Here is a 22,234-nt window from a genome sequence, read left to right on the forward strand (position 1 = left end):
TAACTATCCCGACTGACGGATGTCAGTCTTACGTCCGCTGCAGATTGCCGCCGCTTGCGCGCGCCGTCATAATGTAGCCCCTTTTTTCAGCCCCTACATAGTGGAAGGTACTGCCCGTGACTCAGAAGCCCGACCAGTGTCTCGGTGAGTGGATCGATCGTGAAGCCCTCGCGGAAGCGATGATTCCGTTGATTGGCCAGCTCTACCGTAACAACAGCGTGGTGACCTCGATCTATGGCCGTGGTCTGATCAACCGTTCGGTGATCGACATTCTCAAGGCCCACCGTTTCGCCCGTCACCGCCTGGCTGACGACAGCGAACTGTCGGTCCATGACACCTTCCCGATCCTCAAGGCCATGAGCGAGCTCAAGCTGGGCGCGGCCTCCGTGGACCTGGGCAAGATGGCCAGCAAGTTCAAGGCCGAAGGCAATGGCCGTGCCGTCGAGCAGTTCGTCAAGGACGAGCTGGCTGACGTGGTCGGCAAGCAGAACAGCGCTGCCCGTGAGGGCACCGACGTCGTCCTGTACGGCTTCGGCCGCATCGGCCGCCTGCTGGCGCGCATCCTGATCGAGAAAACCGGTGGTGGCGACGGCCTGCGTCTGCGCGCCATCGTCGTGCGCAAGGGCGCCAGCAACGACCTGGTCAAACGCGCCAGCCTGCTGCGTCGCGACTCGGTACACGGCAAGTTCGATGGCACCATCACCATCGACGAAGAAAACAACACCCTGACCGCCAACGGCAACCTGATCCAGGTGATCTACGCCAAGTCGCCGACCGAAGTCGACTACACCCAGTACGGCATCAAGAACGCCCTGCTGGTCGACAACACCGGCGTATGGCGTGATGCCGAGGGCCTGGGCCAGCACCTGAGCTGCCCGGGTGTCGATCGCGTGGTTCTGACCGCACCCGGCAAGGGCGCGCTGAAGAACATCGTGCACGGCATCAACCACACCGAAATCACCGCTGAAGACAAGATCATCTCGGCCGCCTCCTGCACCACCAACGCCATCGTGCCGGTGCTCAAGGCTGTCAACGATCAGTACGGCATCGTCAACGGCCACGTCGAAACCGTTCACTCGTACACCAACGACCAGAACCTGATCGACAACTTCCACAAGGGCGATCGCCGTGGCCGCAGCGCGCCGCTGAACATGGTGATCACCGAGACCGGTGCCGCCACCGCTGCCGCCAAGGCCCTGCCGGTACTGAAGGGCAAGCTGACCGGCAACGCCATTCGCGTACCGACGCCGAACGTGTCGATGGCCATCCTCAACCTGAACCTGGAAAAGGCCACCACCCGCGAAGAGATCAACGAGTACCTGCGCCAGATGGCCATGCACTCCGACCTGCAGAAGCAGATCGACTTCGTCAGCTCGCAGGAAGTGGTCTCCACCGACTTCGTCGGTTCGCGCCATGCCGGCGTCGTGGATGCCGAGGCGACCATCGTCAACGACAACCGCGTCGTGCTCTACGTGTGGTACGACAACGAGTTCGGCTACAGCTGCCAGGTGGTCCGCGTGATGGAAGACATGGCCGGGGTCAACCCGCCTGCCTTCCCCCGCTGATACCACGGTGAAAAGAACGGGAGCTTTCGGGCTCCCGTTTTTCATTTTTAGGTCTGTAATCGCTTTACCCACCTTCTGTTTGGATATCCCTTGATGGACGGACAACAGCTGCACGCCGGCTCGCTCAAGCGCGGCCTGGAAAATCGCCATATCCAGCTGATCGCCCTTGGCGGCGCCATCGGCACCGGACTCTTCCTCGGCTCGGCCGGGGTGCTCAAATCCGCTGGCCCGTCGATGATCCTCGGCTACGCCATCGCCGGCTTCATCGCCTTCCTGATCATGCGCCAGCTCGGCGAGATGATCGTCGAGGAGCCCGTGGCCGGTTCCTTCAGCCACTTCGCCCACAAGTACTGGGGCGGCTACGCGGGTTTCCTGTCCGGCTGGAACTACTGGGTGCTCTATGTGCTGGTGGGCATGGCCGAGCTGACGGCGGTGGGCAAGTACGTGCAGTTCTGGTGGCCGGAGGTACCGACCTGGGCCACGGCGGCGGCGTTCTTCGTGCTGATCAACCTGATCAACCTGTCCAACGTCCGTGCCTTCGGTGAGACCGAATTCTGGTTCGCGCTGATCAAGGTGGTGGCGATCATCGGCATGATCGTGCTCGGTCTCTACCTGCTGATCAGCGGCGCCGGTGGCGAGCAGGCGGCGGTGAGCAACCTGTGGAGCCATGGCGGCTTCTTCCCCAATGGCCTGGAAGGGCTGGTGATGGTCCTGGCGATCATCATGTTCTCCTTCGGCGGCCTGGAGCTGGTGGGCATCACCGCTGCCGAGGCCAGCGAGCCGAAGAAGGTGATCCCCAAGGCGATCAACCAGGTGATCTGGCGCATCCTGATCTTCTACATCGGCGCCCTCAGCGTGCTGCTGATGCTCTACCCCTGGGACAAGCTGCTGGAAACCCTGGGCGCCGCCGGCGACCCCTACAGCGGCAGCCCCTTCGTGCAGATCTTCTCGCTGATCGGCAGCGACCTGGCCGCGCATATCCTCAACTTCGTGGTGCTGACCGCCGCGCTGTCGGTCTACAACAGCGGCGTCTACTGCAACAGCCGCATGCTCTACGGCCTGGCCGAGCAGGGCGATGCGCCCAAGGCGCTGATGAAGGTCAACCGCCGTGGCGTGCCGGTGCTGGGCATCGCCGTGTCCGCGCTGGTGACCCTGCTCTGCGTGGTGGTCAACTACGTGGCGCCGCAGAAGGCTCTCGAGCTGCTGATGGCGCTGGTGGTCGCGGCCCTGGTGATCAACTGGGCGATGATCAGCCTGTCGCACCTGATGTTCCGCAAGTCGCTGCAGCGCCAGGGCATCGAGCCGTTCTTCAAGTCGCTCTGGTACCCCTTCAGCAACTACCTGTGCCTGGCCTTCGTGGTGCTGATCCTCGGCGTGATGCTGATGATCCCCGGCATCAACGTGTCGGTGTACGCCATTCCCTTCTGGCTCGGCTTCATCGCCATCTGCTACGCCATCCGACGCTCCGCGGGGCCTCGCTCGTAATGACGGAAACGGGGGCTGCGGCCCCCGTTTTTCATGGTGCGGCGGGCTGTGATCGTTCGTCCGCTGGCTGACTTCCGGTTGCCCAAATAGCGCTAACAGTCGGAAATTTCAGGACTTTCAGTGGCCGCTTGGGAAGTCGCCTCTTTATAATGCGCGGTTATCGTCCCGGGGCCCTGCCGCGTGCTGGAGTTCGATCCGGCGCCTGCCTGGCGTTTGGCGGCTACTGTTCCACACCGGGACGAAACCCTTCTCAAGGTTCAGGCGAGAGACATGACAAGAATCAGACGGGGGTTGGACCTGCCCATCGCAGGCCAGCCTGAGCAGCGCATCGAGGCTGCACGGGCCGTGCGTAGCGTGGCCGTGATCGGCTTCGACTACCACGGCATGAAGCCCACCATGCAGGTGCAGGTCGGCGACCGGGTGAAGCTGGGCCAGGCCCTGTTCGCCGACAAGAAGAACCCCGGCGTGATATTCACCGCCCCGGCGGCAGGCGTGGTCTCGGCCATCCATCGCGGCGAGCAGCGCGTGCTGCAGTCGGTGGTGATCGATGTGGACGGCGATGACGAAGTCCTCTTCGACACCTGCCCGGACAACGCCCTGGATGCCCTCGAGCCCCAGGCCGTGCGGGACAACCTGCAGCGTTCGGGGCTGTGGGCTGCGCTGCGCACGCGCCCGTTCAGCCGGGTGCCGGCTGTCGATGCCGTTCCCAGCTCGATCTTCGTCACCGCCCTCGATACCCACCCGCTGGCCGCTGATCCGCAGCCGATCATCGCTGCCCATGCCGCCGACTTCGAGCGTGGCCTCAAGGTGCTGGCACGTCTTGGCCGGGTGTTCCTGTGCAAGGCCGAGGGGCCCAGCCTGCCGGGTGAGCAGTTGACCGGCGTGCACGCCGAGGCCTTCTCCGGCCCGCATCCGGCGGGCCTTCCGGGCACCCACATCCACTTCCTCGACCCGGTCAGCGCCACCAGGAGCGTCTGGCACATCGGCTACCAGGACGTGATCGCCGTCGGCAAGCTGTTCGCCACCGGCCGCCTGTGGGTCGAGCGCGTCGTGGCCCTGGCCGGCCCGGTGGTGGAGAAGCCGCGTCTGCTGGCCACCCGCCTGGGCGCCAGCCTCGACGAGCTGACCGCCGGCGAACTCAAGCCCGGCGTCAACCGCGTGGTGTCCGGTTCCCTGCTGGGCGGGCGCACCTCCCGTGGTGCCTGCGCCTACCTGGGGCGCTACCACCTGCAGGTGTCCTGCCTGGCCGAAGGCCATGACCGCGAGCTGCTGCACTACCTGCGCGCCGGGGTGAACAAGCACTCGGTGCTGAACATCTTCGTCTCCAAGCTGATGGCGGCCCGCCGGTTCGCCTTCAGCACCAGCACCAACGGCAGCCCGCGCGCCATGGTGCCGGTGGGCAACTACGAGGCGGTGATGCCGCTGGACATCCTGCCCACCCAGTTGCTGCGCTACCTCATCGTCGGCGACACCGAGATGGCCCAGAAGCTGGGCTGCCTGGAGCTGGACGAGGAAGACCTGGCGCTGTGCAGCTACGTCTGCGCCGGCAAGTACGAATACGGCCCCATCCTGCGGGACAACCTCAACCGCATCGAGAAGGAGGGCTGACATGGGCCTGCGTAAATTCCTCGACCGGATCGAGCACAACTTCGAACAGGGTGGCCGCTTCGAGAAGTGGTACGCCCTGTACGAAGCGATCGACACCTTCTTCTACCGGCCGGCCAACGTCACCCGGACCACGGCCCACGTGCGCGATGGCATCGACCTCAAGCGCATGATGATCACCGTCTGGCTCTGCACTTTCCCGGCGATGTTCTTCGGCATGTGGAACGTCGGCTACCAGGCCAACCTGGTGTTTGCCCAGAGCCCGGACCTGCTGGCCGCCCAGGACGGCTGGCGCTTCGCGCTGATCGGCAGCCTGGCGGGCTTCGACCCCAACAGCCTGTGGGACAACGTCATCCAGGGCGCGGCCTGGTTCCTGCCCATCTACGCCGTGACCTTCATCGTCGGCGGCTTCTGGGAAGTGCTGTTCGCTGCCATCCGCCGCCATGAAGTGAACGAAGGTTTCTTCGTCACCTCCGTGCTCTTCGCCCTGACCCTGCCACCGAGCATCCCGCTGTGGCAGGTGGCCCTCGGTATCAGCTTCGGCGTGGTGCTGGGCAAGGAAGTGTTCGGCGGCACCGGCAAGAACTTCCTCAACCCCGCCCTGGTGGGCCGTGCCTTCCTGTTCTTCGCCTACCCGGCGCAGATTTCCGGTGACGCGGTGTGGACGGCAGTGGACGGCTTCGCCGGTGCCACCTCCCTGAGCCTGGGCGCTGCCGGTGGCGTGGAGAACATCATCGGTCACGGCATCACCTGGATGGACGCCTTCCTCGGCACCATCCACGGCTCCATCGGCGAGACCAGCACCCTGGCCATCTTCATCGGCGGCGGCGTGCTGCTGCTGACCCGCATCGCCGCCTGGCGCATCGTCGCTGGCGTGATGCTGGGCATGATCGCCACCAGCACGCTGTTCAACGCCATCGGCTCCGACACCAACCCGATGTTCGCCATGCCCTGGTACTGGCATCTGGTCCTCGGCGGCTTCGCCTTCGGCATGATGTTCATGGCCACCGACCCGGTGTCCGCCTCCATGACCAACACCGGCAAGTGGCTGTTCGGCGCGCTGATCGGCCTGATGGTGGTGCTGATCCGCGTGGTCAACCCCGCCTTCCCGGAGGGCATGATGCTGGCGATCCTCTTCGCCAACCTCTGTGCACCGCTGATCGACCACTTCGTCGTCCAGGCCAACATCAAGCGGAGGCTGGCACGCCATGGCTAACCAGAAGGAATCCACGATCCGCACCCTGCTGGTGGCCCTGGTGGTCTGCCTGGTGTGCTCCATCTTCGTCGCCGGCGGGGCAGTAGCCCTCAAACCGGTGCAGGTGGAGAACCGCGAGCTGGACAAGCAGCGCAGCATCCTCTCCATCGCCGGCCTCGGTCAGCCGGGCATGTCCGCCAGCGAAGTGAAGGCGCTCTATGCCGAGCGCATCACCGCCAAGGTGGTGGACCTCTCCAGCGGCGAATACAGCGACGCCATCCAGGCCGCCGGCTTCGACCCGCTGAAGGCCGCCAAGGACCCGAAACTCTCTGACGCCCTGCCAGGTGACCAGGACATCGCCTCCATCAAGCGCCGCGAGCGCTTCACCACCGTCTACCTGGTGGAGAAGGATGGCCAACTGGACACCCTGATCCTGCCGGTGCGCGGCTACGGCTTGTGGTCGACCCTGTACGGCTTCCTCGCCCTCAAGGGCGACCTCGACACCGTGGTCGGCCTCGGCTTCTACCAGCACGGCGAGACGCCCGGCCTCGGCGGCGAGGTGGACAACCCGAAATGGAAGGCGCTGTGGAACGGCAAGAGCCTGTTCGACGAGCAAGGCCAGCTGGCCATCCAGATCATCAAGGGCAGCGTCGAGCCCGGCTCGGGCTCGCCCAACGCCAACCACCAGGTCGACGGCCTGGCCGGCGCCACGCTGACCAGCAAGGGCGTCAACAACCTGCTGCATTTCTGGCTTGGCAAGAACGGCTTCGGCCCCTTCCTGGCCAAGCTCAACGACGGGGAGGCATGAACATGGCGCAACCCACGATCCGCTCGGTCCTGCTGGACCCGATCCTGCACAACAACCCCATCGGCCTGCAGATCCTCGGCATCTGCTCGGCCCTGGCGGTCACCTCCAACCTGAAGACCGCGCTGGTGATGTCCATCGCCCTGACGCTGGTGACCGGCTTCTCCAACCTGTTCATCTCGATGATCCGCAGCCAGATCCCCAGCTCGATCCGCATGATCGTGCAGATGGTGATCATCGCCTCGCTGGTGATAGTGGTCGACCAGGTGCTCAAGGCCTATGCCTTCAGCCTGTCCAAGCAGCTCTCGGTGTTCGTCGGCCTGATCATCACCAACTGCATCGTGATGGGCCGCGCCGAGGCCTTCGCCATGGCCAACCCGCCTGTGCTGTCGTTCTTCGACGGCATCGGCAACGGCCTCGGCTACAGCGCCATGCTCATCGTCCTCGGCGTGATCCGCGAGCTGTTCGGCTCCGGCAAGCTGCTGGGCTACGAGATCCTCCCGGTGATCAACGACGGCGGCTGGTACCAGCCCAACGGCATGCTGCTGCTGCCGCCCTCGGCCTTCTTCCTCATCGGACTGATCATCTGGGCCCTGCGCAGCTGGAAGACCGAGCAGAAGGAAGCCCCGTCCTTCAAGATCGCGCCCCAGGTATCCAACAAGGAGGCCTACTGATGGAGCACTACATCAGCCTGTTCGTGAAGGCGGTGTTCGTCGAGAACATGGCCCTGGCCTTCTTCCTCGGCATGTGCACCTTCATCGCCATTTCGAAGAAGGTGGAGACCGCCATCGGCCTCGGCATCGCCGTGATCGTGGTGCAGGCCATCACCGTGCCGGCCAACAACCTGCTCTACACCCTCCTGCTCAAGGACGGCGCGCTGGCGTGGGCCGGCCTGCCGGACGTGGACCTGTCGTTTCTCGGCCTGCTCAGCTACATCGGGGTGATCGCCGCCATCGTGCAGATCCTCGAGATGCTGCTCGACAAGTACGTGCCCTCGCTCTACAACGCCCTCGGCGTGTTCCTGCCGCTGATCACGGTGAACTGCGCCATCATGGCCGGCTCGCTGTTCATGGTGGAGCGCGACTACAACCTGGGTGAGAGCGTGGTCTACGGCGTCGGTTCCGGCTTCTCCTGGGCCCTGGCCATCGCGCTGCTCGCCGGCATCCGCGAGAAGCTCAAGTACAGCGATGTACCCGAGGGCCTGCAGGGCCTGGGCATCACCTTCATCACCATCGGCCTGATGTCGCTGGGTTTCATGTCCTTCTCGGGCGTCCAGTTGTAAGGAGGCGACATGCCGAGTTTCGAAATCTTCCTCGCCATTGGCATGTTCACCGCCATCGTTCTCGCGCTGGTGGTGGTCATCCTCGCCGCCCGCGCCAAGCTGGTGTCCAGCGGCGACGTGAACATCGTGATCAACCGCGAGCGCACCATCACCGTCCCGGCCGGCGGCAAGCTGCTGCAGACCCTCGCGGCGCAGAACGTCTTCCTCTCCTCGGCCTGCGGCGGTGGCGGTACCTGCGCCCAGTGCAAGTGCGTGGTGGAGAGCGGCGGCGGCGAGATGCTGCCCACCGAGGAGTCCCACTTCACCCGCCGCCAGGCGAAGGAAGGCTGGCGCCTGTCCTGCCAGACTCCGGTGAAGCAGGACATGCACATCGAAGTGCCCGAAGAGGTCTTCGGCGTTAAGAAGTGGGAGTGCACGGTGGAGTCCAACCCCAACGTCGCCACCTTCATCAAGGAGCTGACCCTGCGCCTGCCGGAAGGGGAGAGCGTGGACTTCCGCGCCGGTGGCTACGTCCAGCTCGAATGCCCGCCCCACGAGGTGCACTACAAGGACTTCGACATCCAGCCCGAGTACCGGGCCGACTGGGACAGGTTCAACTTCTGGAAGTATGTCTCCAGGGTCGACGAGACCGTCATCCGCGCCTACTCCATGGCCAACTACCCCGACGAAAAGGGCATCGTGAAGTTCAACATCCGCGTGGCTTCGCCGCCGCCGGGCAAGGACGAGATCCCGCCGGGCAAGATGTCTTCCTGGGTGTTCAACCTCAAGCCGGGCGACAAGGTCACCGTGTACGGCCCCTTCGGCGAGTTCTTCGCCAAGGACACCCAGGCCGAGATGGTCTTCATCGGCGGTGGCGCCGGCATGGCACCCATGCGTTCGCACATCTTCGACCAGCTCAAGCGCCTGGGCTCCCAGCGCAAGATCAGCTTCTGGTACGGCGCGCGTTCCCTGCGCGAGGCCTTCTACACCGAGGAGTACGACCAGCTGGCCGCCGAGAACCCCAATTTCCAGTGGCACCTGGCGCTGTCCGACCCGCAGCCCGAGGACAACTGGAACGGCCATACCGGCTTCATCCACAACGTGCTGTTCGAGAACTACCTCAAGGACCACCCGGCCCCCGAGGACTGCGAGTTCTACATGTGCGGCCCGCCGATGATGAACGCAGCAGTGATCAAGATGCTGCTGGACCTGGGCGTCGAGCGCGAGAACATCCTGCTGGACGACTTCGGTGGTTAGACCTGTTGCCCTGCTGCTTTCGGCCAGTGTCCTGCTGGCCGGTTGTGGCGATTCCCTGGAGCAGTTCGGCGGCCCGACCATGGGCAGCAGCTACTCGGTGAAGTATGTGCGCAGCGCGTCCGGTCCTTCCGTGGAGCAGGCGCGGGGCGAAGTGGAGGGCATCCTCGCCGAGATCGACCGGCAGATGTCCACCTACCGCGCCGACTCCGACGTGGAGCGTTTCAATGCTCTGCCGGCGGGCAGCTGCATGGCCTTGCCGGCGCCCATGCTGGAGCTGGTGGCCTTTGGCGACAGCCTGTCCGCACAAAGCGACGGCGCCTTCGACATGACCCTGGAGCCGCTGCTCAACCTCTGGGGCTTCGGCCCGCAATCGCGCGGGGACCAGGTGCCCAGCGCCGAGGCCATCGCCATGGCCCGAGCGGATGTCGGTCACCAGCACCTCAAGCGCCAGGGCGACGAGTTGTGCAAGGACGCCGCCGTGCAGCTGGACTTCAACGCCATCGCCGCCGGCTACGCGGTGGATCGTGTCAGTGCGCGGCTGGGCGAGCTGGGCGTGACCAGTTCCCTGGTGGAGATCACCGGAGAAATGAAGGCCGTCGGCCGCAAGCCCGACGGCAGCCCCTGGCGCGTGGCCATCGAAGCACCGCGCGATGATCGCCAGGTAGCGCAGAAGATTGTTGCACTGCAGGACATGGGTATTTCCACCTCCGGCGACTATCGCAACTACTTCGAACGGGGTGGACAGCGGTATTCTCACACCCTCGATCCCACGAGCGGCGCTCCCATTACCCATCACCTGGCAGCGGTCACGGTGATCAACCCGTCGGCCCTGAATGCCGATGGACTGTCTACGCTGTTGATGGTGCTCGGGCCCGAGGCCGGCCTGGCGTTTGCCGACCGCCACGACATCGCGGCGTTCTTCGTCACCCGTGAAGGCACGGGTTTCGCCACCCGCGGCAGCCGCCGCTTCGAGCAACTGTTCCCCACGGAGGCGCACTGAACATGACCTGGCTACTGGTTTTCCTGATCATGCTGCTGGTGGTGCTGGGCATGGCCATCGGCGTGATCATGGGGCGCAAGCCCATCGCCGGTTCCTGCGGCGGCATCGCCAACCTGGGGATCGAGAAGGAATGCTCGATCTGTGGCGGCAATCGCGAAAAGTGCGAGGAAGCCAATCGCGACGGCGATGTAGTGGATGCAAAACTCGCCTACGACGCGACCAAGCGCTAATGTGCAGCGCCACGCAGCCTGACTAAGCTGCGCGCCGAGTTCGAAACGCCGCGGTGACGAGTTCCGCGGCCCTGCCGGAGGCCACAGAGAGCCCTCCGGCCCGTTATGAGGAGTAAGCATGGCTGTCTACAACTACGACGTAGTGGTGCTGGGTTCCGGCCCGGCCGGGGAAGGGGCGGCGATGAACGCCGCCAAGGCCGGACGCAAGGTGGCGGTGGTGGACAACCGCCCGCTGGTCGGCGGCAATTGCACCCACCTGGGCACCATCCCGTCCAAGGCCCTGCGCCACTCGGTGCGACAGATCATGCAGTACAACACCAACCCGCTGTTCCGCCAGATCGGCGAGCCGCGCTGGTTCTCCTTCCCCGACGTGCTCAAGAGCGCCGAGCGGGTGATCTCCAAGCAGGTGGCCTCGCGCACCGGCTACTACGCCCGCAATCGCGTCGATGTGTTCTTCGGCACGGCCAGCTTCTCTGACGAGCAGACCGTCGAGGTGGTGTGCACCAGCGGCGTGGTGGAGAAACTGGTGGCCAAGCAGGTCATCGTCGCCACCGGCTCGCGCCCCTATCGCCCGGCCGATGTCGACTTCCACCACCCGCGTATCTATGACAGCGACACCATCCTCAGCCTCACCCACACGCCGCGCCGCATCATCATCTACGGCGCCGGGGTGATCGGCTCCGAGTACGCCTCGATCTTCAGCGGCCTCGGTGTGCTGGTGGACCTGATCGACAACCGCGACCAGCTTCTCAGCTTCCTCGACGACGAAATCTCCGACGCCCTCAGCTACCACCTGCGCAACAACAACGTGCTCATCCGTCACAACGAGGAGTACGAGCGCATCGAGGGGCTGGAGAACGGGGTGATCCTGCACCTGAAGTCCGGCAAGAAGATCAAGGCCGACTGCCTGCTGTGGTGCAACGGCCGTACCGGCAACACCGACCGCCTGGGGCTGGAGAACGTCGGCATCAAGGTCAACAGCCGTGGCCAGATCAACGTCGACCAGTACTACCGCACCGAGGTGGGCAACATCTTCGCCGCCGGCGACGTGATCGGCTGGCCGAGCCTGGCCAGTGCCGCGGCCGACCAGGGGCGTTCAGCCGCCGGCAGTGCGGTGGAGAACGACAGCTGGCGCTTCGTCGATGACGTGCCGACCGGTATCTACACCATTCCGGAGATCAGCTCGATCGGCAAGAACGAGCGCGAGCTGACCCAGGCCAAGATCCCCTATGAAGTGGGCAAGGCCTTCTTCAAGGGCATGGCCCGTGCGCAGATCTCCCACGAACCGGTGGGCATGCTGAAGATCCTCTTCCACCGCGAGACCCTGGAAGTGCTCGGCGTGCACTGCTTCGGCTACCAGGCGTCGGAGATCGTCCACATCGGCCAGGCGATCATGAACCAGAAGGGCGAAGCCAACAGCATCAAGTACTTCATCAACACCACCTTCAACTACCCGACCATGGCGGAAGCCTATCGGGTGGCGGCGTTCGACGGCCTCAACCGGCTTTTTTGAGCGGCACCGGCCGGGCGCCTGAACCGGCCGGGGAGGACCCTCTCGACGATCCGCGCACCTGGCGCTGGCCGAATCGGGAGAGCTTCTGATCAGGCGACGCCCATGAAAAAAACCGGCCCTTGCGGCCGGTTTTTTCGTTCTGGGGGGAGTGACGCTCGGATGGGCGTTCAGCCCACCGTTTGCTCAGGAAACAATGCTGAATCTCGCACCGTTGGGCCTCGCTGCGCTCGGCGCCAACCTACTGCGCCGAGAGGGCCTGCGTAGCCCGGGCTTCAGCCCGGGAACAACGAGGCTTCAGCGCGCCAGCGTGCTCACCGCCACGCCGGGGAAGTCGGTGATGATGCTATCCACGCCGAAGTCGGCGAGGCGGCGCATCAGGGCTGGCTCGTTCACCGTCCATACCGACACGTGCAGCCCCTGCTTCTGCGCCTTCTGCAGGCGCTCGGGGGTGCACAGGGTCCAGTTCAGCGCCAGCAGGTTGCAGCCATGATTGGCCGCGACTTTCAGCGGATCGAGCCAGGCGTATTCGGCCACCAGGCCGCGGGCGAGGTCGGGCGTCAGGCGGTTCAATGCACGCAGCACCTCGCGGGAGCTGGAGGTGACGGTGACCTTGTCCAGCAGGCCGTGGCGCTCGGCGAGCTCACGGATGGCCAGCACGGTGCGCGCGGCGCGCACGCGGGAGGCGCTCTTCACTTCCAGTTGCCAGTGCTCGAAGTTGCACTGCTCGAACAGCTCTTCCAAGCGCGGAATGGGGCAGGGTTTGACCCAGCCCGGGCCGCCCTGGCGGGCGTCGTAGGTGACCAGTTCTTCGGCGTCGTGCTCCACCACCTTGCCGCGGCGGCCGGTGGTGCGCTTGAGCGTCGGGTCGTGGATCACCATCAGTTCGCCGTCGCGGGACAGGTGCAGGTCGAGTTCGCAGCGCTTCACGCCGTGGGAGAGGCACTGCTGGAAGCTGGCCAGGGTGTTTTCAGGGCATTCGCCCTTGGCGCCGCGATGGCCGTAGATCAGGGTCACTGGGAAACCTCGGGGTGTCGGGGTTGGTGGTGGCGGACGCTGTCGACGACATGCCCGCTTTCGAAATAGACGGAGAACTCGCGGTAGTCCCAGCGCGCGATCGGCGGCTTGCCGACGGCGGGATGCTCCTCGTCCGGCAGGCCGAAACGTTCGAGTACCGCCCGCTGGGATTCGCCACGCGCGGGCAGCGAAAGGCCGCTGTCGCCTTGCTGGCCGACGGGGATTTCGATGGTTTCGGCCAGGGCCGGGAGGGGGAGGGACAGGCAGAGCAGAAGCAGAAGGCGCGACATGGGGATCATCCTGGAGGCGGAACCGAGCGGGCGCGGGCCTGGCGGCGAGCCTGGGCCTGCTTCTGCAGGATATGCCGGGCGAGCAATTGGCGCTGTGCGTCAGTCAGCGCTTCGAATTCGGTGCCGATCTCGTACTCGCCGTCCTCGCGCAACTGGCTGTGGATCACCACGGCGCGCAGCAGCAGGCCAAGGGCCTGGGGCATCAGCACCATCTTGATCGCCAGGTGGCTGCCGAGCTGAAAAGGCTGCGGGCAGAGGAAGCCGACGCCGCCTTCGGACAGGGTCACCCGGCGGGGCGGGCCGATGTCGCGCATCAGGCTCTGGGCCACGGCCTGGCCGAGCAGGTCGATGCGCTTGTTCATTACCTTCAGGTAGTTGGCCAGGGTCCGGTCGCGTTCGGAAATATGCCGCAGCAGGTGCTGCGACTCGAAGTCCATCAGGTGCAGGTCGCTGAGCAGATTGAACAGCGGTGACGCGTCGTGGAGCTCCTCGCTGGCCTGGGCCTGGGCGCCGGTCAGGGGGGTAAATTCCAGTGCGATCGTATCTTCGATACGGTAGTATTCGCGGCGGTCATCTGCGTCTTGTGTCGACATGGCGAACCCATGGGTGCAGGGGTGGTCTGAGTGTAAAGCTGCTCGCCTGACCCCGCCACAAGGACGTTCCTTTCTTCGCAAGCGAACCTTTTTCTATGTTCAGACCGCTGCCCCTGTATATCGGCGCCCGTTACACGCGCGCCAAGCGTCGCAGTTACTTCGTCTCGTTCATCTCCCTGACTTCCATGATCGGCCTCGCCCTCGGCGTGCTGGTGATGATTCTCGTGCTGTCGGTGATGAACGGCTTCGACCGCGAGATGCGCGAGCGCGTGCTGGGCATGGTGCCCCACGCCACCATCGAATCCGCCACCCCGATCAACGATTGGCAGGCGCTGGCCGACAAGGTCCGTGCGCAGCCGGGCATCGCCGCAGTGGCGCCCTTCACCCAGATGCAGGGCCTGCTGACCAACAACGGCAAGGTGCAGAAGGTGCTGGTCAACGCCGTCGACCCGGCGCTGGAAGGGCAGGTCTCGATCATCGACGACTACTTCAAGCAGGGCGACCTGGCCTCGCTGCGCGCCGGCGAGTTCGGCATCGTCATCGGCGACAAGGCGGCCACCAAGCTCGGCGTCGGCATGGGCGACAAGGTCACCTTCGTGCTGCCGGAAGTGGCGGTCACCCCGGCCGGCGTGTTCCCGCGCATGAAGCGCTTCACCGTGGTCGGCATCTTCCATGTCGGCGCCGGCGAGCTGGACGGCGCCCTGGCCGTGGCCAACATCAAGGACACCGCCCGCCTGCACCGCTGGAAGCCCGACCAGGTGCAGGGCCTGCGTCTCAAGCTCGACGACCTGTTCCAGGCACCGCGTGTGGCCTGGCAGATCGCCGGGCAGCTGAAGGGCGAGGACTTCTACGCCCGCGACTGGACCCGTACCCACGGCAACCTCTACCAGGCCATCCGCATGGAGAAGACCATGATCGGCCTGCTGCTGCTGCTGATCGTCGCGGTCGCCGCGTTCAACATCATTTCCACCCTGGTCATGGTGGTCACCGACAAGAAGGGCGATATCGCCATTCTCCGTACCCTCGGGGCCACGCCGGGGCAGATCATGGGCATCTTCATGGTCCAGGGCACGGTGATCGGTGTGGTCGGCACCGCCATCGGCTGCGTGCTGGGCATCCTCGCCGCGCTCAACGTCAGCGCCGCCATCTCCTGGCTGGAGGACGTGCTCGGCCACAAGTTCCTCAGCGCCGATGTCTACTTCATCGACTACCTGCCCTCGCAGCTGATGCTGGAGGACGTGGTGCTGGTCTGCGGCGCCGCGCTGGTCCTGAGTTTCTTCGCCACCCTTTACCCGGCCTGGCGTGCTGCGCGCACCCAGCCCGCAGAGGCGCTTCGTTATGAGTGACGTGAAAGATCGCGCGGTGCTGAGCTGCCGCAACCTGGGCAAGAGCTACGAGGAAGGCCCGCAATCGGTGCAGGTGCTTTCCGGCGTTGAGCTGGAGCTGCACCCGGGCGAGCGCATCGCCATCGTCGGCAGCTCCGGCTCGGGCAAGAGCACCCTGCTGAACATGCTCGGCGGGCTCGACACCCCCAGCACCGGCAGCGTCTGGCTGGCGGGGGAGGAGCTGTCCGCCCTCAACGAGAAGGCCCGTGGCCTGCTGCGCAACCGCGCGCTGGGCTTCGTCTACCAGTTCCACCACCTGCTGCCCGAGTTCACTGCGCTGGAAAACGTCTGCATGCCCCTGCTGATCGGCCGCACGCCGATCGCCGAGGCGCGCCAGCGTGCCACCGCGCTGCTGGAGCGCGTCGGCCTCGGCCATCGCCTGTCGCACAAACCGGCTGAGCTGTCCGGTGGCGAGCGCCAGCGCGTGGCCATCGCCCGTGCCCTGGTCAACAACCCGGAGCTGGTGCTGCTCGACGAGCCCACCGGCAACCTCGACAAGCACACCGCCCAGAGCATCCAGGAGCTGATGCTGGAGCTCAGCGGCTCGCTGCGCACCGCCTTCCTGGTGGTGACCCATGACCCGCAACTGGCCCAGCAGATGGACCGGGTGCTGCGCCTGGAAGAAGGCCGGCTGGTGGCTGCCTGACATGTTCAGACCCCTGGCCATCTTCATCGGCGCGCGCTACACCCGCGCGAAACGCCGCAACCACTTCATCTCCTTCATCTCGCTGACCTCGATGATCGGCCTCGCCCTGGGCGTGCTGGCGATGATCGTCGTGCTCTCGGTGATGAACGGGTTCCAGAAGGAGATGAGCTCGCGGATCCTCGGCATGGTGCCCCACGCTACCCTCGCCGCCGAGCAGCCGCTGGACGACTGGCGCAGCGTCGCCGCCACGGCGATGAAGCACCCGGAGGTGACCGGTGCCGTGCCCTTCGCCGAGCTGGAGGGGATGCTCTCCTACAAGGGCATGATGCAGCCGGTGCAGATCAACGGCATCGACCCGGCGGAAGAGCCCAAGGTCTCCATCATCGGCAAGCACATCGTTCAGGGTGCGCTGGCCGACCTGGTGCCCGGCGAGTTTGGCATCGTCGTCGGTGAAATCACTGCGCGCCGCTTCCACCTCAACGTCGGCGACAAGCTGACCCTGATCGTGCCCGAGGTCAGCAACGCACCGGGTGGCATCACCCCGCGCATGCAGCGCCTCAGCGTGGTCGGCGTATTCAAGGTGGGCGCCGAGCTGGACAGCTCCCTGGCGCTGATCAACGTCGCCGACGCCGCCACCATCCAGCGCCTGCAGGAAGGCCAGGTGCAAAGCGTGCGCATCGCCCTGAAGGACCTCTACCAGGCGCCGCGCGTTTCCGCGCAGATCGTCAAGGCGCTGGGCGCGGGCTACCGGTCGGATGACTGGACCCACACCCAGGGCAGCCTGTTCAGTGCGATGAAGATGGAGAAGACCATGATCGGCCTGCTCCTGCTGCTGATCGTCGCGGTGGCGGCGTTCAACATCATCGCCACGCTGATCATGGTGGTGGCCGACAAGCGCGCCGATATCGCCATCCTCCGCACCCTCGGCGCCACGCCCCGGCAGATCATGGCCATCTTCATGGTCCAGGGCAGCGTCATCGGCGCGGTCGGTACCCTGATTGGCACCGGGCTGGGCATCGTCACGGCGCTCAACGTCAGCACCTGGATCGCCGCCCTGGAGCGTGCCAGCGGGCAGCACATCTTCAGTTCCGACGTGTACTTCGTCAGCTACCTGCCGTCTGACCTGCAGGCGGCGGATGTGGTGATGATCTGCGGTGCCGCGCTACTGATGAGCTTCCTCGCCACGCTCTATCCAGCCTGGCGCGCTGCTCAGACCCAGCCGGCGGAAGCGCTGCGCTACGAATAAGCTCGATCCCGCACCACGAAAAACGCCGCTCGAAAGCGGCGTTTTTCATTTCAGGCCCAGTGTGGGTGCAGCGGCCAGGGCGCTATTTGAGCCCGGCCTGCTGGCGGCGTTTCTGACGCTTGCGCCAGCTGTGACCGACCCACCAACGCCAGTAGAGCATGGTCAGCATGTAGCCCAGGGCGCCGACGAGGATGCCGCAGACGATGGAGCCCAGCAGGAAGGGCTGCCACAGGGTGGAGAGTTCCTGGGTGATCCAGTGGAAGGTCAGCTCGTCGGGCAGGGTGCGCGGCGGCACGCCCATCAGCCAGGCGCCCATCTTGTAGGTGCAATAGAACACCGGCGGCATGGTGATAGGGTTCGTCAGCCAGACCAGGCCGACGGAGATCGGCAGGTTGGCGCGCACGGTGATCGCCAGCGCCGCTGCCAGCAGCATCTGCAGGGGCATCGGGATGAAGGCGGCGAACAGACCCATGGCCATCGCCCGCGAGACCGAATGGCGGTTGAGATGCCAGAGGTTCGGGTCGTGGATCAGGGCACCGAGGAAGCGCAGCGACTTGTGCTCCCTGATCAGGTCCGGGTTCGGCATGTAGCGTTTGAAGAGGCGACGCGGCATGTGGGCTCTCTGGCAGGCTGAAGCGCCGACATTATGCATTCATGGTTATGACACCGCCGGGTCAGTTTGTGTCGATAAATGAATGGAACCGCACCGATCAACGGTCATCGACCGGCGCCGTTGAGCTGAGCCCAGGGAGGGAGCCTTGTCATGACGGGGAGTTTGGTCGCGCTGGCCTGTGGGTTGGCCTCGCTGCGTTTCATGCCGGGGTTGCCGACGGGCGGCTGGCTTCTGGCGGCGGCGGCGCTGGGCGGCGTTCTTCTATTCACGCGGTTGCGGCTGCCGGGGCTGTTCCTCCTGGGCGGCGCCTGGGCCTGCATCTGTGCCCAGCAGGCCCTGGATGATCGCCTGGCCATGGCCCTGGATGGCGAGACTCGCTGGCTGCAAGGGCAGGTTGTCGGCCTGCCGCAGCGGGGCGGCGGGGTTGTGCGTTTCGAACTGGAGGATGCCGTCGCGCCCGGATTGCGTTTGCCGCAGCGCATGCGCCTGTCCTGGTATGGCGGGCCCGAGGTGCGCGGGGGCGAGCACTGGCGGTTGGCGGTGACTCTGAAGCGCCCCCGGGGCCTGGTGAACCCCCACGCGTTCGACTACGAGGCCTGGCTGCTGGCCCGCCATACCGGCGCCACCGGCTCGGTGAAGGCGGGCCAGCCGTTGCAACGGGGCAGTGGCCCGGCTGCCTGGCGTGACCGCGTGCGCCAGGGCATAGAAAGTGTGCCCGCCCATGGTCGCAACGGCGGTATCGCCGCGCTGGTGCTGGGAGATGGCTCGGGGATCGACAGTGCCGATTGGCAGTTGCTGCTGAACACCGGGACGGTGCACCTGATGGTGATCTCCGGGCAGCACATCGCCTTGCTCGCGGCGGTGCTTTACGGGGCGGTGGCGTTGCTGGGGCGGCTCGGTCTCTGGCCCCGACGCCTGCCGTGGCTGCCCTGTGCCTGCGCGCTGGCCTTCGCCGGTTCGCTGGGTTACGGACTCCTCGCCGGCTTCGACGTACCGGTGCAGCGCTCCTGCCTGATGACCGCCATCGCGCTGCTATGGCGCATGCGCTTTCGTCACCTGGGCGTGCTGCGGCCGCTGCTGGTGGCCTTCTGCGTGGTGCTGGCGGCCGATCCGCTGGCGTCCCTGCAGGCGGGGTTCTGGTTGTCCTTCGGGGCCGTGGCATTGCTGGTGCTGATCTTCGCCGGGCGCCTGGGTGTGCCGTCGTGGTGGCGCAGTTGGTGGCGCGCGCAATGGACCATGGGCTTGGCACTGTCACCCTTGCTGCTGGCCATGGCCCTGCCCATCAGCCTGAGCGGCCCGCTGGCCAACCTGATTGCGGTGCCATGGGTCAGCCTGGTCTCGGTGCCGCTGTCTTTATTAGGCGCGGCCCTTCAGGGTGTGCCGGGTCTTGGGGCGGGGCTGCTGTGGTTGGCGGGTGGGTCGCTGGAACTGTTGTTCCGCTTGCTGGGCTGGATAGCGGAATGGATTCCCGCCTGGCAGGCGACCGCCGTTCCCGTCCGGGCCTGGCTGCTGGGCATGCTCGGTTGCCTGCTGCTGATCGTGCCCGCCGGGATACCGGTGCGTGCTCTGGGGTTGGCGTTGTTGCTGCCAACATTGTTTCCGCCGGTGGAACGCCCCGCCTGGGGGAGGGCGGATATCTGGCTGCTGGATGTGGGGCAGGGGCTGTCGGTGCTGGTGCGCACACGGGAGCATGCGTTGCTCTATGACACGGGCGCGCGGCGGGGCGATTTCGACATGGGCGAGCGCGTGGTGCTGCCCAGCCTGCTGGGGCTGGGTGTGCGGCGCCTGGACCAGATGCTCCTCAGCCATGCCGATAACGACCACGCGGGTGGCGCCGGTGCCGTGATGCGTGGCATGCCGGTGGCGCGGGTGGTGAGCGGTGAGCCGGAGCGCCTGCCGGCCAGCCTGGGGGCTGAAGCCTGCCTTGAGCGGGCCTGGGAATGGGACGGCGTGCGCCTGCGAACCTGGCGCTGGGAGGCCGCGCGCACCGGCAACGACCGCTCCTGTGTGCTCAGCGTGGAGGCGCGGGGCGAGCGCATTCACCTGACCGGCGATATCGGCGCCCAGGCCGAAGCCGCCTGGATTGCCAGTGGCGAACCCTTGCACGCCGATTGGTTGCTGGCACCGCACCACGGCAGCGCCAGCTCTTCATCGGCGGCGCTTATCGAGGCGGTAGCGCCCCGTGGTGCGCTGATCACCCGGGGCAGCCACAACGCCTTCGGCCATCCGCATCCGACCGTGATCGCCCGTTACCGGGCAGCGGGTGCTGCAATCCATGACACGGCGGAGTCCGGTGCGCTGCTGATCCGCCTCGGTGAACGTGACGAGGTGCGTGGACTGCGGACCCAGGCACGTTTCTGGCGGGAAAAATGAGAACGGCGGCGGTCGGCGGGGCCCTGACCCTGTGCTAGAGTTGCGCCACTTTTTTCAAGGGGATTTGCCACCGTGTGGGAGCTGGTCAAAGCAGGCGGCTGGATGATGCTGCCTATCATTCTGAGTTCCATCGCAGCCACCGCCATCATCGTGGAGCGCCTGTGGACGCTTCGCGCCAATCGCATCGCACCGCCGCAATTGCTCGGCCAGGTGTGGCGCATGGTCAAGGACAAGCAGCTCAACGCCCAGAAGCTCAAGGAGCTGCGTGCGTCTTCCCCGCTGGGTGAGATCCTCGCGGCGGGCCTGGCCAACTCCAAGCACGGTCGCGAGATCATGAAGGAGTGCATCGAGGAGGCCGCTTCCCGCGTCATCCACGAACTGGAGCGCTACCTCAACACCCTGGGCACCATCGCCGCGATGGGCCCGCTGTTGGGCCTGTTGGGCACCGTGTTCGGCATGATCGAGATCTTCAGTGGCTTCATGGACAATGGCATGGCCAACGCCCCGGCACTGGCTGGCGGTATTGGCAAGGCTCTGATTACCACTGCAGCGGGCCTGGTGGTCGCTATCCCTGCGGTGTTCTTCCATCGTTTCCTGCTGCGTCGCGTCGACGAGCTGGTGGTGGCCATGGAACAGGAGGCGATCAAGCTGGTGGAAGTGACCCAGGGTGATCGTGAAGTGGACTTCGCAGAGGAAGGCAAAGCGTGAAGTTCCGTCGCCGTGCGGGCAACGTCGCGCGTGAGGAGGTCTTCCTCAACCTGACTTCGTTCATCGACGTGATCTTCGTGCTGCTGTTGTTCTTCGTGGTCACCACGACCTTCAACCGCCCCAGCGAACTGAAGATCGAGCTGCCCGAGGCCGTCAGCGGTACCCCGGCCCAGGCTACCGAGGTGAAGACCCTGGAGCTGTCTATCAGTGCCGACGGGCAGTACGCACTCAATGGCCAGGTACTGGTTAAGAACGACCTGGCGACGCTGATGACGGCCTTGAGCAAGGAGTCCGGTGGCGACAACAGCCTACCGATGATTATCAGCGCCGACGCCAAGACCACCCATCAAACGGTGATCACCGCCATGGATGCGGCCGGCAAGCTGGGCTTCAGCAAGTTGCGCATCACCACCGTCGAGGCCTCGGACAAGCCCTGATGGCCTTCTCCGATCGGCTGTTGGACGCCTGGTACCGGGGCCACCCGGCCCTGGTGCTGCTACGCCCGCTGGAGGCGCTTTACCGTCTGGTGGTGACGCGCAAGCGCGACGCCTTCCTGGCCGGCGAAGGGCCTATCTATCGCGCCCCTGTGCCGGTGATGGTGGTGGGCAACATCACCGTTGGCGGCACCGGCAAGACCCCCATGATTCTCTGGCTCATCGAGCACTGCCGCAGCCTTGGCTTGCGTGTGGGCGTGGTCAGCCGTGGCTACGGTGCCAACCCGCCGAGCCTGCCCTGGCGGGTACGGGCGGAGCAGGGCGCCGACGTCGCCGGTGACGAACCGCTGCTGATCGTGCAGCGCAGCGGTGTGCCGCTGGTCATCGACCCGGACCGCGGGCGTGCGGTCGAGGCGCTGCTGGCCGATGGGCCGCTCGATCTCGTGCTCAGCGATGACGGCCTGCAGCATTACCGCCTGGCGCGGGACATCGAACTGGTACTGATCGACGCCGCCCGTGGCCTTGGCAACGGCCGCTGCCTGCCGGCGGGTCCCCTGCGCGAGCCGGCGCAGCGCCTGGAAAGCGTCGATGCGGTGCTTTACAACGGTGCCGACTCCGGCCCTGGCGGTGCCCATGGCTTCCGCCTGCAGCCCACCGCGCTGGTCAACCTGCACAGTGGTGAGCGGGTCGCACTCGATCATTTCCCCCCTGGCCAGGCGCTCCATGCTGTGGCCGGCATCGGTAATCCGCAGCGTTTCTTCACCACGCTCGAGGCGCTAAACTGGCGCCCGGTTCCCCATGCCTTCGCCGACCACGCCAGCTTCGGTGCCGCCGAACTGCAGTTCAGCCCGGCACTGCCCCTGGTGATGACCGAGAAGGATGCGGTGAAGTGCCGTGACTTCGCGGCTGCCGACTGGTGGTACCTGGCCGTCGATGCGGTGCCCACCTTGGGCTTCATCGAATGGCTCGATGCGCGACTGGCACGCCTGTCGGCCGAACGCTCCTAACTCATTCCA

General features: G+C 65.6%; 22 protein-coding genes. 18 read left to right on the forward strand and 4 right to left on the reverse strand.

Annotation, left to right across the window (positions count from 1 at the left end):
• Positions 1-116: 116 nt before the first annotated feature.
• The 11 genes from RTW82_RS32000 (at position 117) to sthA (ending at position 11,916) form a co-directional block, all read left to right on the forward strand.
• Entirely contained in the window at positions 117-1,565 is a 1,449-nt protein-coding gene (locus RTW82_RS32000) for a glyceraldehyde-3-phosphate dehydrogenase (RefSeq protein WP_316925223.1), read from the forward strand.
• A gap of 93 nt (positions 1,566-1,658) precedes the next feature.
• A complete protein-coding gene (locus tag RTW82_RS32005) occupies positions 1,659-3,050 on the forward strand; it encodes an amino acid permease (protein ID WP_316925224.1) in 1,392 nt (463 codons plus the stop codon).
• 270 nt (positions 3,051-3,320) lie between these two features.
• A complete protein-coding gene (locus tag RTW82_RS32010) occupies positions 3,321-4,658 on the forward strand; it encodes a Na(+)-translocating NADH-quinone reductase subunit A (protein WP_316925225.1) in 1,338 nt (445 codons plus the stop codon).
• Position 4,659: 1 nt separating this feature from the next.
• Complete coding sequence (locus RTW82_RS32015) at positions 4,660-5,871, forward strand: NADH:ubiquinone reductase (Na(+)-transporting) subunit B (protein WP_111262758.1); 1,212 nt, start codon at positions 4,660-4,662, stop codon at positions 5,869-5,871.
• Positions 5,864-6,658, forward strand: a complete 795-nt coding sequence (locus RTW82_RS32020) for a Na(+)-translocating NADH-quinone reductase subunit C (RefSeq protein ID WP_316925226.1) — start codon at positions 5,864-5,866, stop codon at positions 6,656-6,658. The genes RTW82_RS32015 and RTW82_RS32020 overlap by 8 nt, the downstream gene beginning before the upstream one ends.
• Positions 6,655-7,329, forward strand: coding sequence for an NADH:ubiquinone reductase (Na(+)-transporting) subunit D (locus RTW82_RS32025; RefSeq protein WP_184489235.1), 675 nt, complete (start codon positions 6,655-6,657; stop codon positions 7,327-7,329). Before RTW82_RS32020 ends, RTW82_RS32025 begins: the two co-directional genes overlap by 4 nt.
• The gene (gene nqrE / locus RTW82_RS32030) at positions 7,329-7,937 is read left to right on the forward strand and encodes an NADH:ubiquinone reductase (Na(+)-transporting) subunit E (RefSeq protein WP_021219522.1); all 609 of its coding nucleotides are present in this window, start codon (positions 7,329-7,331) and stop codon (positions 7,935-7,937) included. The genes RTW82_RS32025 and nqrE overlap by 1 nt, the downstream gene beginning before the upstream one ends.
• A 9-nt stretch (positions 7,938-7,946) precedes the next feature.
• Positions 7,947-9,173: an NADH:ubiquinone reductase (Na(+)-transporting) subunit F gene (gene nqrF, locus RTW82_RS32035; RefSeq protein WP_021219521.1), complete on the forward strand. Its 1,227-nt coding sequence runs from the start codon at positions 7,947-7,949 to the stop codon at positions 9,171-9,173.
• A 79-nt stretch (positions 9,174-9,252) separates the two neighbouring features.
• A complete protein-coding gene (locus RTW82_RS32040) occupies positions 9,253-10,173 on the forward strand; it encodes an FAD:protein FMN transferase (RefSeq protein ID WP_021219520.1) in 921 nt (306 codons plus the stop codon).
• 2 nt (positions 10,174-10,175) lie between these two features.
• Positions 10,176-10,403, forward strand: coding sequence for a (Na+)-NQR maturation NqrM (gene nqrM / locus RTW82_RS32045; protein ID WP_021219519.1), 228 nt, complete (start codon positions 10,176-10,178; stop codon positions 10,401-10,403).
• 118 nt (positions 10,404-10,521) lie between these two features.
• Entirely contained in the window at positions 10,522-11,916 is a 1,395-nt protein-coding gene (gene sthA, locus RTW82_RS32050) for a Si-specific NAD(P)(+) transhydrogenase (protein WP_021219518.1), read from the forward strand.
• Positions 11,917-12,210: 294 nt separating this feature from the next.
• On the opposite strand, the gene RTW82_RS32055 is transcribed toward sthA, so the two are convergent.
• Genes RTW82_RS32055 through RTW82_RS32065 form a run of 3 tightly spaced genes read right to left on the reverse strand, consistent with a single transcriptional unit; the run spans position 12,211 to position 13,813 of the window.
• Positions 12,211-12,930: a glycerophosphodiester phosphodiesterase gene (locus tag RTW82_RS32055; RefSeq protein WP_021219517.1), complete on the reverse strand. Its 720-nt coding sequence runs from the start codon at positions 12,928-12,930 to the stop codon at positions 12,211-12,213.
• Positions 12,927-13,220 carry a hypothetical protein gene (locus RTW82_RS32060; protein WP_021219516.1) on the reverse strand — a complete coding sequence of 98 codons (294 nt, stop codon included), beginning with the start codon at positions 13,218-13,220 and terminating at the stop codon, positions 12,927-12,929. Before RTW82_RS32060 ends, RTW82_RS32055 begins: the two co-directional genes overlap by 4 nt.
• A gap of 5 nt (positions 13,221-13,225) precedes the next feature.
• Positions 13,226-13,813 (reverse strand): PilZ domain-containing protein, encoded by a 588-nt coding sequence (locus RTW82_RS32065; protein WP_021219515.1) that lies wholly within the window; start codon positions 13,811-13,813, stop codon positions 13,226-13,228.
• A 95-nt stretch (positions 13,814-13,908) separates the two neighbouring features.
• Between RTW82_RS32065 and RTW82_RS32070 the strand changes: the two genes are divergently transcribed.
• Genes RTW82_RS32070 through RTW82_RS32080 form a run of 3 tightly spaced genes read left to right on the forward strand, consistent with a single transcriptional unit; the run spans position 13,909 to position 17,090 of the window.
• Positions 13,909-15,159 (forward strand): lipoprotein-releasing ABC transporter permease subunit, encoded by a 1,251-nt coding sequence (locus tag RTW82_RS32070; RefSeq protein WP_043244256.1) that lies wholly within the window; start codon positions 13,909-13,911, stop codon positions 15,157-15,159.
• 1 nt (position 15,160) lies between these two features.
• A complete protein-coding gene (gene lolD / locus RTW82_RS32075) occupies positions 15,161-15,844 on the forward strand; it encodes a lipoprotein-releasing ABC transporter ATP-binding protein LolD (RefSeq protein WP_162164733.1) in 684 nt (227 codons plus the stop codon).
• Between the two features lies 1 nt (position 15,845).
• The gene (locus tag RTW82_RS32080; RefSeq protein WP_316925227.1) at positions 15,846-17,090 is read left to right on the forward strand and encodes a lipoprotein-releasing ABC transporter permease subunit; all 1,245 of its coding nucleotides are present in this window, start codon (positions 15,846-15,848) and stop codon (positions 17,088-17,090) included.
• Positions 17,091-17,172: 82 nt separating this feature from the next.
• Here RTW82_RS32080 and RTW82_RS32085 read toward each other — a convergent pair whose 3' ends face one another.
• The gene (locus RTW82_RS32085) at positions 17,173-17,703 is read right to left on the reverse strand and encodes a DUF2062 domain-containing protein (RefSeq protein WP_021219511.1); all 531 of its coding nucleotides are present in this window, start codon (positions 17,701-17,703) and stop codon (positions 17,173-17,175) included.
• A 150-nt stretch (positions 17,704-17,853) separates the two neighbouring features.
• Here RTW82_RS32085 and RTW82_RS32090 point away from each other — a divergent pair, with 150 nt between their 5' ends.
• From RTW82_RS32090 to lpxK, 4 genes are all read left to right on the forward strand, one after another.
• Positions 17,854-20,076: a DNA internalization-related competence protein ComEC/Rec2 gene (locus RTW82_RS32090; protein ID WP_316925228.1), complete on the forward strand. Its 2,223-nt coding sequence runs from the start codon at positions 17,854-17,856 to the stop codon at positions 20,074-20,076.
• A gap of 72 nt (positions 20,077-20,148) precedes the next feature.
• Positions 20,149-20,784: a MotA/TolQ/ExbB proton channel family protein gene (locus tag RTW82_RS32095; RefSeq protein WP_031287691.1), complete on the forward strand. Its 636-nt coding sequence runs from the start codon at positions 20,149-20,151 to the stop codon at positions 20,782-20,784.
• Entirely contained in the window at positions 20,781-21,221 is a 441-nt protein-coding gene (locus RTW82_RS32100; RefSeq protein ID WP_316925229.1) for a biopolymer transporter ExbD, read from the forward strand. The genes RTW82_RS32095 and RTW82_RS32100 overlap by 4 nt, the downstream gene beginning before the upstream one ends.
• Positions 21,221-22,225, forward strand: a complete 1,005-nt coding sequence (lpxK, locus tag RTW82_RS32105; RefSeq protein ID WP_316925230.1) for a tetraacyldisaccharide 4'-kinase — start codon at positions 21,221-21,223, stop codon at positions 22,223-22,225. The genes RTW82_RS32100 and lpxK overlap by 1 nt, the downstream gene beginning before the upstream one ends.
• Positions 22,226-22,234: the final 9 nt, after the last annotated feature.

This window comes from Pseudomonas sp. zfem005, from assembly GCF_032621735.1.
In the GTDB taxonomy this organism is placed as follows: Bacteria; Pseudomonadota; Gammaproteobacteria; order Pseudomonadales; family Pseudomonadaceae; genus Metapseudomonas; species Metapseudomonas solani.